This window comes from Mesorhizobium sp. RIZ17 (assembly GCF_051127865.1).
Lineage (GTDB): Bacteria > Pseudomonadota > Alphaproteobacteria > Rhizobiales > Rhizobiaceae > Mesorhizobium > Mesorhizobium humile.
In genome coordinates this window covers 4802857-4816232 of sequence record NZ_CP147861.1, presented here as the reverse complement: position 1 = coordinate 4816232, position 13376 = coordinate 4802857, and the positions used below count along the sequence as shown (strand labels likewise).

Annotated in this window: 15 protein-coding genes; 7 read left to right on the top strand and 8 right to left on the bottom strand. The window is 66.2% G+C overall.

The annotated features are described in order from the left end of the window. Positions 1 to 94: 94 nt before the first annotated feature. Positions 95 to 1105, bottom strand: coding sequence for a zinc-dependent alcohol dehydrogenase family protein (locus WDX12_RS23280; protein ID WP_434722165.1), 1011 nt, complete (start codon positions 1103 to 1105; stop codon positions 95 to 97). A gap of 99 nt (positions 1106 to 1204) precedes the next feature. Between WDX12_RS23280 and WDX12_RS23275 the strand changes: the two genes are divergently transcribed. After that, complete coding sequence (locus WDX12_RS23275) at positions 1205 to 2134, top strand: LysR family transcriptional regulator (RefSeq protein ID WP_434722164.1); 930 nt, start codon at positions 1205 to 1207, stop codon at positions 2132 to 2134. A 100-nt stretch (positions 2135 to 2234) separates the two neighbouring features. On the opposite strand, the gene WDX12_RS23270 is transcribed toward WDX12_RS23275, so the two are convergent. Then, entirely contained in the window at positions 2235 to 2612 is a 378-nt protein-coding gene (locus tag WDX12_RS23270) for a YybH family protein (protein ID WP_434722163.1), read from the bottom strand. Between the two features lie 222 nt (positions 2613 to 2834). Between WDX12_RS23270 and WDX12_RS23265 the strand changes: the two genes are divergently transcribed. The 3 genes from WDX12_RS23265 (at position 2835) to WDX12_RS23255 (ending at position 4027) form a co-directional block, all read left to right on the top strand. Further along, complete coding sequence (locus WDX12_RS23265; RefSeq protein WP_434722162.1) at positions 2835 to 3044, top strand: hypothetical protein; 210 nt, start codon at positions 2835 to 2837, stop codon at positions 3042 to 3044. Between the two features lie 38 nt (positions 3045 to 3082). Then, on the top strand, positions 3083 to 3472 hold the full coding sequence (locus tag WDX12_RS23260; RefSeq protein WP_434722161.1) for a VOC family protein: 390 nt from the start codon (positions 3083 to 3085) through the stop codon (positions 3470 to 3472). A 66-nt stretch (positions 3473 to 3538) separates the two neighbouring features. After that, a complete protein-coding gene (locus WDX12_RS23255; protein WP_434722160.1) occupies positions 3539 to 4027 on the top strand; it encodes a hypothetical protein in 489 nt (162 codons plus the stop codon). A gap of 66 nt (positions 4028 to 4093) precedes the next feature. Here WDX12_RS23255 and WDX12_RS23250 read toward each other — a convergent pair whose 3' ends face one another. From WDX12_RS23250 to WDX12_RS23230, 5 genes are all read right to left on the bottom strand, one after another. Then, the gene (locus WDX12_RS23250) at positions 4094 to 6013 is read right to left on the bottom strand and encodes a diguanylate cyclase (RefSeq protein WP_434722159.1); all 1920 of its coding nucleotides are present in this window, start codon (positions 6011 to 6013) and stop codon (positions 4094 to 4096) included. A gap of 312 nt (positions 6014 to 6325) precedes the next feature. After that, positions 6326 to 7084, bottom strand: a complete 759-nt coding sequence (locus tag WDX12_RS23245; protein WP_320296017.1) for a slipin family protein — start codon at positions 7082 to 7084, stop codon at positions 6326 to 6328. Next, positions 7081 to 8451 (bottom strand): NfeD family protein, encoded by a 1371-nt coding sequence (locus tag WDX12_RS23240; RefSeq protein ID WP_434725693.1) that lies wholly within the window; start codon positions 8449 to 8451, stop codon positions 7081 to 7083. The genes WDX12_RS23245 and WDX12_RS23240 overlap by 4 nt, the downstream gene beginning before the upstream one ends. Positions 8452 to 8636: 185 nt before the next feature. After that, positions 8637 to 8945, bottom strand: coding sequence for a hypothetical protein (locus WDX12_RS23235; protein WP_434722158.1), 309 nt, complete (start codon positions 8943 to 8945; stop codon positions 8637 to 8639). A 120-nt stretch (positions 8946 to 9065) separates the two neighbouring features. After that, positions 9066 to 9260, bottom strand: a complete 195-nt coding sequence (locus WDX12_RS23230; RefSeq protein WP_320296020.1) for a hypothetical protein — start codon at positions 9258 to 9260, stop codon at positions 9066 to 9068. 318 nt (positions 9261 to 9578) lie between these two features. Here WDX12_RS23230 and WDX12_RS23225 point away from each other — a divergent pair, with 318 nt between their 5' ends. Next, positions 9579 to 9980, top strand: a complete 402-nt coding sequence (locus WDX12_RS23225) for a low affinity iron permease family protein (RefSeq protein WP_320296021.1) — start codon at positions 9579 to 9581, stop codon at positions 9978 to 9980. Between the two features lie 108 nt (positions 9981 to 10088). Here WDX12_RS23225 and WDX12_RS23220 read toward each other — a convergent pair whose 3' ends face one another. After that, on the bottom strand, positions 10089 to 11576 hold the full coding sequence (locus tag WDX12_RS23220) for an MFS transporter (protein WP_434722157.1): 1488 nt from the start codon (positions 11574 to 11576) through the stop codon (positions 10089 to 10091). A gap of 132 nt (positions 11577 to 11708) precedes the next feature. On the opposite strand from WDX12_RS23220, the gene WDX12_RS23215 reads away from it, so the two are divergent. Together WDX12_RS23215 and WDX12_RS23210 are read left to right on the top strand one after the other, a co-directional pair. Beyond that, the gene (locus WDX12_RS23215; protein WP_434722156.1) at positions 11709 to 12608 is read left to right on the top strand and encodes a LysR family transcriptional regulator; all 900 of its coding nucleotides are present in this window, start codon (positions 11709 to 11711) and stop codon (positions 12606 to 12608) included. 515 nt (positions 12609 to 13123) lie between these two features. Further along, positions 13124 to 13351 (top strand): hypothetical protein, encoded by a 228-nt coding sequence (locus WDX12_RS23210; protein ID WP_320296024.1) that lies wholly within the window; start codon positions 13124 to 13126, stop codon positions 13349 to 13351. Positions 13352 to 13376 lie beyond the last annotated feature (25 nt).

Here is a 13376-nt window from a genome sequence, read left to right as displayed (position 1 = left end):
GGCTGTGCTGGAAACTGCTGATCTCCCCCACTTGTCCACTTATGGGGGAGATCGGCTGCTCGCCGGCTTTCGCCAATCTCTGACGGAGGCTCCCCTACCAATCCAGGCCGAACACCAGCTTGCCGAAATGCAAGCCGCCGGCGGCCATGTGGGCATAGGCCTCGGTCGCCTCGTTCTGCGAAAACACCTTGTCGACGACGGGCTCGATCCGGGCGGCGCCGATGGCGCGGGCGGCGTCTTTGAGGTCGGAGACCGATCCGGTGTTGTTGCCCACGACCTTCAGGGCCTTGATGATGATCGGCAACAGGTTGACCGTTGCTTCGGCCCCGGTGACGAAGCCGATGGTGAACAGCGTGCCGCCGGGTGCGGTGGCGTTCACCGCGCGGGCAAAGGTGGCGGTGCCGCCGGTCTCGACGACAAGGTCGGCGCCGAGCCCATCGGTCAGTTCCAGCACCTTGCCGTCCCAATCCGGCGTCGCGCGGTAGTTGATGTGGTGATCGGCGCCGAGCGCCTTGGCCCGCTCCAGCTTCTCGTCCGAAGACGAAGTGATGATGACGGTGGCCCCGGCCGCCTTGGCGAGCTGCAGCGTGAAGATCGAGACGCCGCCGGTGCCGAGCAGCACCACCACCGAGCCCGGTCCGACATTGGCGGCGCGGATCGCGTTCCACGCGGTGGTGCCGGCGATCGGCAAGGTCGAGGCCGCCTCGAAGGAAAGATGCGCCGGGATCGGCGCGACCGAATTGGCCGGCAGCGCGACATATTCGGCGAGCGACCCGGGCAGCGAGATGCCGCGCATCTGCGTCATCTCGTAAGGTCGCGGCGGGCCGCCGATCCAGCGCGGCTTGGCGTGGGCGACGACGCGATCGCCCGTGCTGAACCCCGTCACGCCCTCGCCGAGCGCGACGATCTCGCCGGCGCCGTCGGCAACCGGAATGAGCGGGAAGACCGGTCCGGGGTAGTTGCCGCTCGCCACAGCGACATCGACGAAATTCAAGCTCGCCGCGCGCTGGCGGATCAGCACCTCGCCGCGTTGCGGTTCGGGGGTGGCGACGCTGGCGGGGCGGAAGGCGTCAAGCCTCGGCTGGCTGAGTTCGATGGCTTTCATAGGTTCACTCCGTGGGTGGTCGATTGATGGGTTGAGCGAACCTAGCTGCTGCGCTATTTCTCGATAATCGGCGGATTTCGCATTTGAGTATTGCAGATCATGCAGCAATCAGTTGAACCCTCCGCCCTTGCGGAAATGGCGGCCTTCGCGGCCGTCGCCGAGGCGCGCTCCTTCACCAGGGCGGCAGCAAGAGTCGGGCGCGACGCGACCATCCTGTCGCGCCGCCTGCAATCGCTGGAAGAGCGGCTGGGGGTGCGGCTGCTCCACCGCACGACGCGCAGCGTGTCGCTGACCGAGGCGGGCGCGGAATTCCTGTTGCGCGTCCGCGCCATCCTCGCCTCGATCGACGAGGCGGAGGCGGCCGCCGCCGCGCATGCCGGGGGCCGGCCGCGCGGGCTGCTGAGGCTGGCCCTGCCCGGCACGTTCGGGCGCATGTGGATAGCCCCGTTCCTGCCGCAGTTCCTTGCCGAGTTTCCGGATGTGCGCATAGAGGCCGAATTCTCCAACCGCTTCGTCGATCTCGTCGCCGAGAATTTCGACGTCGCCGTGCGGTTGGGCAGCCTGGAGGATTCTCGCCTGGTGGCGCGCAAGGTGGCGACGCGGCGCCGGCTGCTCTGCGCGGCGCCCTCCTACCTCGCCCGCAGGGGCAGGCCGGAAACGCCGCAGGCGCTGCTCAAACATGCCTGCCTCGGCTTCTCCGGCTTCCAGACTTTTCCGGCCTGGGAAATGACCGACCGCGAGGGCCGGCACGCGCGTGTCGAGGTTTCGGGACCGCTGGTCAGCGACGATGCCGAGATGTTGGTCGAGGCCGCCGTGCAGGGCGTCGGCCTGATGATGAGCACCGACTGGCTGGTCGGCCGCGAGCTCGCCGGTGGCCGCTTGGTCCCGATCCTTGAGGACTGGACACTGGCGGACGAAGGCGCGGTCTATGTGGTCATGCCCTCGGCCAAGGGCCAGGCCGCCAAGGCCCGCGCCTTCGCCGACTGGATCGGCAAGCGCTTCGCGCCGGTACCGCCATGGCGGAGGTAATGGCGGATGCCCATCGCAGGCATCGGGCGGGCGATCGCGAACCCGGTGTTCCGCGCGCGGGGGACCGGCGCGGGATCCGAGGGGGCGATAAGGGCGGCGCCTACCCCGCCAGCAAGTTCGCGTCCCTTGCCACCCGCCAACGCCCATCGGCCTCCTTCTTCAGCAGCGTCAGCGTATAGCCCGACCGCCGCACCGGCTCGCCCCCCGGCGGTGTCGCCGCCATCTCGATGCGGTTGCGGATATAGGCCCAGTCGCCGTGCACATTGAGCTCGACGATGTCGCTCACGCCGTCGATCTTTGTCTCGCCCATGCCCCTGGAGGCGGCGGCAAAGGCTTCCTTGCCGAACGGCTCTTTGCCGGGAACCATGAAGACCACGTCCTCGGTCATCAGGCCGAGCACGGTCTCCAGATCGCCTTTGCGGCTCGCCGTCATCCAGGTTTCGACCACCTGGCGGATCGCGGCTTCGTCTTCGGTCATGATTTTTGTCTCCGTACGCCGGTGAAATAGCTGGAGCAAACGCCGATATCGGCAAGCGCCGGCGAAGGAGCGTGCAATCTGCCCCGCAAGGAGACTGGCCGTCGCCTATCTCCCGCCCGCCGAAGAAACCCCAGATTTGAAACGAAACGCTGGCCGACCCACGGAACCCGCCCGCAGCCGCCCGCGTTTGCAACAGAGCGCTTCACGAAAATGGAGACGGACATGGCAAGCGCAGCTGACCGCGATCCGCGGCATCACACCCAGAAAATGCAGAAAGCGTTCCAGGAGATACAAGACCACCTCCGGGATGATATAACGAAGGTTGACGAGCCCCAACTCAAGGCGATGTTCGAAACGTCGGCGGAGGTCCTGGGCGGCCTGATCAAGGCGTTCCGCGACTATGAGCAGAAGAACGAGGCGGCCTGGCGGTAGCTTGGCCTAGTTTTGAAAGAGATCAGGGAGGCAAGACCATGTCCGCGTCCGAGACTGTCAATGTCCGTTACATGGTCGACAATGTCGAGGATGCCCTGGCCTGGTACACGCAGCACCTTGGCTTCAAGCAGCTTTCCAACCATGCGCCGGCCTTCGCGGATGTGACGCGCGGAGCCCTTCGGCTGCTGCTGAGCGGCCCGACCAGCTCGGCCGGCAGGCCGATGCCTGACGGCGAGCGGCCCGGCCCGGGAGGCTGGAACCGCATTCATCTGATCGTCGAGGATCTTGCGGCGGAGGTTGCCCGGCTGCGCACGGCCGGCCTCTCCTTCCGCAATGAAATCGTGACTGGTCCAGGCGGCAAGCAGATCTTGCTGGTCGATCCTTCCGGCAATCTGGTGGAACTGTTCCAGCCGGCCGAGAGCAGGTGAGCGCACTCAGCCACTCGCCGCCCTTCGCCAATCCCTGTATGATCCCCCCTAGCCTAGGGGGACATCATGAAAGCCGCATTGCCGACACTCATTCTGGCACTCCTCACCAGCCTGCCCGCCCATGCCGCGTCCTGCGCCTGGTCCGCTCAGATGGAGGAGGACGAGGGCGGCAGCGTGATGACGGCTTCGGTCTGCGGCGGGCCGAAGGGCGACGCGCATCTGATGCTGACCTGCTTCGAGAAGCCGATGCTGAGTTTCGATCTCGGCGCCGCCGGCGGGCAGTTGGAGCCCGGCATCGGCGGCTCCTTCACCTTCAAGGCCGGCGACAAGAGCCTGACGAAAAAGCTTGAGCTCGAGGCGATGTACAACTACTTCACCGCCGAGCTCTCCGGCCCCTCCGACCCGCTGCTCTCGCTGCTGCTGCGCGGCAAGGGCGAGGTGACGGTCTCCGCCGACAAATATGGCGAGGCGAGCTTTCCGCTGAAAGGCTCCGGCGTCGCGATCGGCAAGGTGCTGGCCGAATGCGGCAAGGGTTCGGACGGCGAGGCGGATTGATGCCTGAGCGCCGGCGCCCGTGCGTTCTGGCGCTTTTCCCGCCGCGTTTTGGAGCACTCTAGCTTTTCATGCCTTGCGTGGAAGCGGAATTGGTTGGAAGCCAACGTCCGGCTCGGCCAGACGCGTGGCGTCGCGTCCGCCTGCCTTGGCAGCGTAGAGCGCCTTGTCGGCCCGGAGGATCAGGCTGGTCGGGTTGTGGCGAGCGGCGGGGGCGCTGGTGGCGACCCCAATACTGATGGTGACGACCTTGCGCTCGCTGCGATCGTGTTCGAGCGCCCGCTCGCGCACCGCCGCGCGCAAATTGTCGGCAACGCGGATCGCGCCGGCCGCCGACACCTCGGGCAGGATGACGGCGAATTCCTCGCCGCCATAGCGCGCCACGAAATCGCTGGCACGCGTGCGCTGACGCAGGCAGTCGGCGATCTGGCGCAGGCATTCATCTCCGGCGAGATGACCGTAACGGTCGTTATAGGCCTTGAAGGAGTCGACATCGATCAGCAGCAGCGCGAATTCCCTGTCGGACCGGCTTGCGTCCGCGACCACGCCGGCCAGCTTCTGATCGAAGGCGCGGCGATTGCCGACACCAAGCAGCGGATCGGTGTTGGCAAGCTGCGCCAGTTGGTTGCTGAGCGTGGTGAGCTCTCCCTCGGTGCTCTTGATCTCGGTGATGTCGGAGACGACCACGAGCGCCAGGCCGGCCTCGGTGGGCCGCGTCCTCAACATCAGCCAGCGGCCATCGAAGAGCTTGATCTGCTGCTCGCCGGGCGTGTGAAGCGCGCCGACCACTGCATCTATCCATTCCCTCTCGTGGCCCTTGGGAATGCCCACCTGCTCGCCGGTCACCGTCACAGCTTCGAGGATGTCGCGCAGTCGCGTACCCGGCACCCGCAGGTCGCCGGTCAGCGGAAAGAATTCCCGGTACTGCTCATTGCAAAAGACCAGCGCGCCTTCGGCGTCGAACATGGCAAGGCCGTCCGACATTTCCGAGAGCGCATAGGATAGCTGGTTCTTGGCCTCGAGCAGCGCCTGTTCGACTTGCTTGTGCGCCGTTATGTCCCGCGTGACGCCGACGAGGCCGATGACGTTGCCGTCGACATCGCGCACCGGCGTCTTCGAGGTCGAGAACCAGCGGAGATTGCCCTTTACGTCGGGGAGCTGTTCCTCGAAATCGGCGATCCCCTCGCCCGATTTCAGCATCCTCTGCTCCTGCCCGAAGAGGATTTGGGCGCGCGCCGCGTCGGCTATGTCGAAATCGGTCCTGCCCGTCATCTGCACAGGATGATCGTAACCATTGTGGGCGGCGACCGTCTGGTTCACGGCGACGAACTGGCCGCGCATATTCTTGACGTAATAGAAGTCCGGCGCCTGGGCGACGGCGGCGCGCAGCAGGTCGCGCTCCTTGGTGACAAGCTGCGTGTGCAGCACGACGAGGCCGGCCACGGCGGTTGCCGCGGCGTTGAGCGCGATCAGCGGCAGGATCAGGCGGATATCGGGCGCGGTCGATTGCGGCAGGATGGAAGCCGGCACGAACACGGCCAGCCCGACGCAAAGCGCAAACAAGAGCACCTGCCAGGCGCGTGGTTGCCTTTGGCCCATGATGCGATTGGCGAGAACGCCGGCGGCGACTGCCACCGCGATGCCGATCAGGCCGGCGGGCAGGCCCTGTCCGCCGATCGCCAAGCGATATCCCAGCGGAAAGGCGGCGGCGACCAGGGCGCCCGGCAGGCCGGCGAACAGGCCGGCGGTCGCGACCAGCGAGGTTCTGAAGTCCAGGAGGACGCCGGGCCGCAGTTCGACGCTCAGCAGCATCGAGGTCAGCGCGCCCCAGCCCATGATGCAGCCGAAAGCCAGCAGCCTGAACTTCTGCGAACGCCCCTCAAGCCAGGGCTGGACGTAGTTCCAGCCGGAGACGAACAGCGCCACCGCAACGAGATTTGCAGTAAGATGCTGCCACATGGCTCCGTTACCGATTTCCAATCGGGTCATTAAAAGCGCCTGAAAAGTTGTTTCCGGGTTAAAGCCGCCACCCAAGGTGGTTCCAGGTTGCGTCTTGGCGGGCAGTGGGCAAGGTGCTGAACACGGCCAGAAACAGCCTCCCCATGGCGAAGTCCCTCGCCCCTGCTTTCGCTTTTGCGCGGCAAGGGCGTCGTGACTGTGTCCACGGACAAATATGGCGAGGCGAGCTTCCCCTGAAAGGCTCTGGCGCAGCGATCGGCAAGGTGTTGGCGGAATGCGGCAAGGGCTCCGGAGGCGAGGCGGATTGATTCCGCCCGCTGGGGGAGGAGCAGTGTCAATGCCTCACTTGCCCTGCGCCTTCATGAACTGCCCGAGCAGTTCCACCGGCAGGGGGAACACCACCGTCGACGAGCGCTCGCCGGCGATATCGTGCAGGGCCTCGAAATAGCGCAACTGCATGGCCTGCGGCTCGGTTGCAAGCATGCGACCGGCCTCGACCAGCTTCGCCGCTGCCTGCTGCTCACCGTCGGCGTTAATCACCTTGGCGCGGCGCAGCCGCTCGGCCTCGGCCTGCTTGGCGATTGCGCGGATCATGCTCTCGTTGAGGTCGACATGCTTGATCTCGACATTGGAAACCTTGATGCCCCAGGCATCGGTGCGCTGGTCGAGTATCTCCTGGATGTCGCTGTTGAGCTTGTCGCGCTCGGCCAGCATCTCGTCGAGCTCATGCTTGCCGAGCACCGAGCGCAGCGTGGTCTGCGCGAGCTGGTTGGTGGCCGCCATGAAATCCTCGACCTGGATGATCGCCCGCTCGGCGTCGACGATGCGGAAATAGAGCACAGCGTTGACTTTGACCGAGACGTTGTCGCGCGAGATGACATCCTGCGGCGGCACATCCTGCACCACCACACGCAGGTCCACCCGCACTATCTGCTGGACGAAGGGGACGAGGATGATCAGGCCGGGGCCCTTGACCCCGGTGAAGCGGCCGAGCGTGAAGACCACGCCGCGCTCATATTCCCTGAGAATGCGGATTGCCGCCGCCAGGAAAATGATCACGGCCACCGCAATGATGAGATAGGCCACGTAACCGACCATCATTTTATTGCTCCGTTATTGCCTGCATCGCGACGCCGCACCGTCAGCACGAGGTCGCTGACAGCGGTCACCTCGACATGGTCGCCGGGCTGCATTGGCTCGCCTGCCTTCGCCCGCCACCGCTCGCCCAAAGCCAGCACATGCCCCTCGCCGCCCTGCCAGTCGAGAATCTCGACGGGAAGGCCGCGCATGGCCTCGCCGCCGACGCGCGGCGGGTTCTTGCGCGCCGCCCAGACATAGGTGCCGGTGAGCAGCGCCAGCCCGAGCGTCAGAGCGGCGGCCGGGCCGATGACCGCCCACGACATTGCAAAACCCGGCCCTTCGACCTTGAGCAGCATGGCCGAGCCGAGCAGGAAGGCGGCGACGCCGCCCACCCCCAGCACCACGGTTGGGTTGAAGGCCTCGACGATCAGGAAGGCAACGCCCAGCAGCATCAGCGCGAGACCGGTATAGTTGATCGGCAAGAGGTTCAGCGCATAGAGCCCGAGCACCAGGCAGATGGTGCCGATGACGCCCGGCGCCACGGCGCCCGGGCTGGTGAACTCGAAGACGAGGCCGTAGACGCCGACCAGCATCAGGATGATTGCGGTATTCGGGTCGGTGATGACGGCCAGCAGCCGGATGAACCAGCCAGGCTCCAGCGTCTCGACCGGCAGCCCTTTGGTCGCCAACACCTCTTTCCTGCCGCCCACCTCGACGGTGCGCCCGTCGGCAAGTTGCAGAAGCTCGGTGGTGTCGCGGGCGACGAAGTCGATGACATGTTCCTGCAGGGCGGCATTGGCCGACAGGCTCGCCGCCTCGCGCACCGCCTTCTCGCCCCAGTCGCCGTTGCGCCCGCGCATCTCGGCGAGCGAGCGGATGAGCGCGACCGCGTCATTGGTCACCTTGGCCATCATCGCGTCGCCCGCCGGCCGCCCGGTGGCATCCTTCTGGTCCTTGTCCTTGTCGCTGCCCGGAAGCGCCGGCAACCCGCCGAGCTCGACCGGCGTCGCGGCGCCGAGATTGGTGCCTGGCGCCATCGCCGCGACGTGGGTGGCGTAGAGGATGTAGGTGCCGGCGCTGGCTGCATGGCCACCAGAGGGCGCGACATAGCCGATGACCGGCACGGACGAGGCCAGGATGTCGGCAATCATCTCGCGCATCGAGGTGACTAGGCCGCCCGGCGTATCGAGCTGAAGGATGAGGACCGCGGCATCGCGCTTGGCGGCGGTGTCGAGCGCTTCCTCAAGCTGCCTGGTGCTCGCCGGCCCGATGGCGCCGTCGATGGCGACGCTCAACGCAACCTTCCCGCTCCCGGCGGAAGAGAAGGGAGAAACGACGGCCGCGGCCATGAGAGCAGCGGCGAAAACGGCCACCCGCGCGATGCTCACGCTCAAAGCCATGGCTCAAATATGGGTTGTGTCGCGGCGAAGTCCAATGGGCGTTGAAGGCGTAACGCGCAATCTCCCCCGACGGCCGCCCGAGCGAAGATCACGCGCTCTGGCGCTTTCGCCGATCACTGCAATCGCTTTGCGCCCGGCCCGTGCGTCACACGCACGAGCCGGGCCGCGGAACCTCAGTAGTCGGAGCCGCCCTCGACGACGACCGGACGGTGATGGTGCCGGTGGATCGAACCCGTGACGACCACGGCGTCCTCACGGCGGTGATGGCGATAACGCCAGGCGCGCTCGCCATTGTCATAGAAAGCGACCGTGCCGTGATGGCGGTGATGAAGACGGTGGCCTTCCTCGTTGATGATAACGGCGGGGCGGTGATGATAATAATGCCTGTGATGGGTCCTGATGACGACATCGGCCTCCGCCGCGGAAGCCACGGCGGGTGCGGCGACACAGAGCGCCAGGGCAGCAAGAAGCACTGTTTTCATTGCTCTATTCCTCAATTCCTGAAGCATCCCTTCGCCGTGTAAACCGCTGTTCGCCGCTTTGGTTCCGGGCTGATGTGCATGGCAACGATGCGGGCTGTTGAGCGCGGCCGGCAGCCGGACTCAGCCGCCCTGCCGGCGCCGAAGCGCGACATAGCGGAGGTAGGTCGCAGCCGCGGCATCGCAGGCGCGTCTCCCGCCGCCATTGGCCTCGATCATCGTCTTGGCAAGCCGCGGCGGCAGACCGTATTTGCTGGCGAAGAAGGCCGGCTCGTATGGCTGGTCTTCCGCATCGTCCACGGGTCTATCAAGGCTCATGTCGGTTCCCTTTCGGCGTGCGAGAAAATTGGCGCGCTTGCCAATGCCGAACGGCGCTTTTGGTTGCAGCGCCTGGCCCTCTTCGAAAGCCTGTCCGACTTCAGTCCGACAAGCTCTCGGACCGTCGCCCGATCAGCGGAACGAAGGCCTTCCGTCGTCGTTTGCCGGCATCGGATTCGCAGCACCAAGCTGCCAACTGGAGCAACGGGCATGGATGACGACCACAACAGTGTTCTGGAAGCGCGCTGGCTTCTTGCCGTGCCGGCCTCGATGCTGCTTACCGTGCTGATAGCCGGCTTGCTGCTCGGGTAGGTGGCGATGAACCGCCTCCTCTTTCGTGCCGCCGATTTCCTGTCGCGGCCGCCCGGCTTCTACGCGATGCTCGCCGCCATGGCCGCCTGCACCCTCCTGGTGCCCTTCGGACTGACCAACGTCGTGACTTACGCCTTGTCGGTGGCGGCGATCGTCATCACCGGGGTGGTCCTCATCCAGGGTTACCGGGACACCGCGGCCATCCACGCCAAGCTAGACGAGATCGTGATTGCGCTTCGCCAGACGCGCAATGACGTGGTCGGGCTCGAACATGCGGAACCGCATGAGATCAAGTCGAAATTGACAGAACTGGAAATGGAGGCCGAGCGTCTTGCGACCGGTGGAAGCTTGAGGGAAGCCGGAGCCACGGTGGGTGGGGTTCGTTGGGGTAGCCGAGGCTCCGGCTGAAGGCGGAATGGGCACCGCCGCCAGGCAAAGATAGTCCTTGCGGCCCATGGCGAAATTACGCGATCGCGGAAGCCTGAAATCTCTCCCTTGATCCCTCCGAGGGAGAGATCACGCGCTCCTTCTTCCAGCCAACGCAATCCCCCCTGCGACCACCACCAGTACCGCAGCCGCAACGAAGGTGAACCGCATTCCGCCGGCAACCGCCTCAGGCGTCGCCGCCGCGATGTTCCCCGTCCCCACTGCGAAGGCGAACACCGCGCCCATCACGGCCGTGCCGGTGACGAGGCCGAGATTGCGCGAGAGGCTGAGCATGCCCGACACCACGCCGCGCTCGTTGTTGTCGACATCGGCCATGACGGCCGTGTTGTTGGCCGCCTGGAAGAGCTGGTAGCCCGGCGTGAGCAGGATGATGGCCGCCACGTAGCCGGCAACGCCGAAGAGGCCTGGCAGCGCAGCGAGCGCGAGGCAGCCCGCAACCATCAGCGCCAGTCCTGTGGCGATCATCGCGGCCGCGCCAAGGCGGTCGACGACACGCCCGGCAATGACCCCGCATAGAGCCGAGACGACCGGCCCGATCGACAGCACGGCCCCGGTCGCCGCGTCGCCGAGGCCCAGCCCGCGGGACAGGAAGAACGGGCCGACGACCAGCGTCGCCATCATCACCGTCGAAACCAGCACATTCATCGCGAGGCTCGGCGCCAGCACCGGGTCGCGCAGCAGCGCGAGCTTGACCAGGGGCGACGCCACCTTGGCCTCGGCTACTACGAACAGCGCCGCGCCGGCCACTGCCGCGCCAAGCAGCGCGATGTTCAGGCCACCGAAATGGCCGCGCCCCGTCGTCATGGACAACGCATAGGCGACAAGCGTGGCGGCAAGCAGCAGCGTGCCAAGCATATCGAAGCGCCCCCTCGCCTTTCCAGATACGCCTGCTGCTCGGCGGACGATGCCTGCTGCTTCGCCGGCGGCCATCGCTTGGCGGACGATGCCCGCTGCTTCGCCGGCGGCCATCGCCGCTGGAAGGAACCGCCAGGCGGCAAGCAGCGCGACTGCGCCGAGCCCGGCGTTGACCAGGAAGATCGAGCGCCAGCCGAGGGCGGCGATCAGCACGCCGCCGAGCGAGGGTCCGAGCGCCGTGCCGATCGCCGACATGGTGCCAAGCAGGCCCATGGCGCTGCCGGTGCGTTCCTTCGGCACCGTCTCGCCGACGAAAGCGATCGTCAGCGCCATCATCACCGCCGCGCCCAGGCCCTGCACGGCGCGGGCGGCGATCAGCAGGGCCAGCGATGGCGCGAGCGCGGCGGCAAGCGAGGCAGTGCTGAACAGCGCAAGGCCAGCAATCAGCAGCGGCCGGCGGCCGACGAGATCGCCGAGACGCCCGACGCTGACGATCAGCGCGGTGATGGCGAGCAGATAGGCCAGCACCACCCATTGCACCGCCGCAAAGGACGCGGCGAAAGCCACGCTCAGCGTCGGCAGCGCGACATTGGCGATACTGGTGCTGAGCGAAGCGATGAGCATGGCAAGCGACAGGCTGGCCAGCGCGCCCGCTGTCGAACGGCTTCCAGGCGCGGCGCGGGTTTCGGCGATGTCGGCCATGATTTCTTCTCCGTCGGTTGAACTTGCCGGGAAGATATGCGCGCGGCTGATATGGCGGAACACGCAGCATTTGCACTTGAATAGTGCACCAAACGCCATGTCTCCTTGACGGATCCGTGCTAGGGTCGCGCCATGTCGCGACCCGATCTCAACCTGCTCCTCACGCTGGATGTGCTGCTTGCCGAAGGCAGCGTCGCCAAGGCCGCGCGGCGCCTGAAGCTCAGCCCCTCGGCGATGAGCCGGGCGCTGGCGAGGCTGCGCGCGGCGACCGACGACCCACTGCTGGTGCGCGCTGGGCGCGGCCTGGTGCCGACGCCGCGCGCCGTCGAGCTCGGCGCCGAGGTCGGCCGGCTGGTGACGGAGGCCGAAGCGATGCTGCGACCCGCCGAACGGCTCGACCTCACGCGGCTTAACCGCAGCTTCACGCTCCGCAACAGCGACGGTTTCGTCGAGAATTTCGGCCCGACGCTGCTGGCCCGCGTGGCTGAGGAGGCGCCGGGCGTGCAATTGCGCTTCGTGCCCAAGCCCGACAAGGACAGCGGCCCGATGCGCGAGGGCGCGGTCGATCTGGAGACCGGCGTGGTCGGCGGCTCGACCGGACCCGAGATACGCACGCAGGCGCTGTTCCGCGACCGCTTTGTCGGCGTCGCGCGGGCCGGCCATCCCTTGAGCGAAGGCCGTATCACCGCCGCCCGCTTCGCCGCCGGCCGGCACATATTGATCTCGCGTCGAGGCCTCGACCGCGGCCCGGTGGACGACGCCTTGGAACGCGCCGGGCTGACGCGCAAGGTCACGACCGTGGTCGGCGGCTTTGCCGAGGCGCTGGCGCTGGCGCGCGGCTCCGACCTCATCGCCACCGTGCCGGAGCGCTATACCGGCACCCTGCGCGCGGGCCTGTTCACCTTCACGCTGCCGGTGAAGCTCGCCGCGCTGACGATCTCGCTCTTGTGGCACCCGAGGCTCGATGCCGATCCGGCGCATCGCTGGCTGCGCGGGTTGGTGCGGGACGTGTGTGGCGGGCGCAGCGCCTGACCTCTTCCGACAGGCCAGGACGTCGCGAGCGGACCACAGACCGGCCAATGAACCACCCCAATTCTCGCCGCCGAGGTCGTGACGAAAGTCATATTGTCGGTACATTAGATAAGACTAATAATACGGACATCGCCAACGTTCCTCGCGCGGAACCCAGTGCCGGCCATGGACATTGCTGGGCGCTTGGGAAGGAGGCGGATTGAGCGACTTCAGGAAATTTGCCTGCCCTCTGTGCCAAGGCGCAGGCAAGGTGTTCGTCTGCGAGAAACGAACCCTCTCCAACGGCACATGTTGTCCGCCAGGCACGCTGCACGACAATTGTCCGGGACAACGGGTTCCCTGCCAGGCCTGCAACGGAACGGGACTGCGCGGCTACGGCGCGCCCTCTGTCCTGCAGGAGTGAGCCTATCAATCCCTGGTCAGGCGCAGGAGCGTGCAACCTTGCCCTTTATTTGTAATTTCTAATATAAAGATGCCCACGCGAGAAACGTAAAGCGGCGCCCCGGGAGGCGCGCATGAAGGCCTATCGCGTCGAGGAAATTGACGGCGAAACCGTAGTCGCGGTCCATGCGGCCGAAGCCAAGACGCCTTTCGAGGCGGCTGAGAAGGCGCTTGGCCAGAAAGTGACCTTGCGTGCCGGTGCCGACAGGTGGGTCCGCGTCGTCGACCTCACCGAGCGGCCGAGGCCGGTCAGACTCAGGCCCACGACCTTCGAATTCAAAGCAATCGGACAGAGGAAATAGGCGATCCTTGGCTTTGAACGCTTCG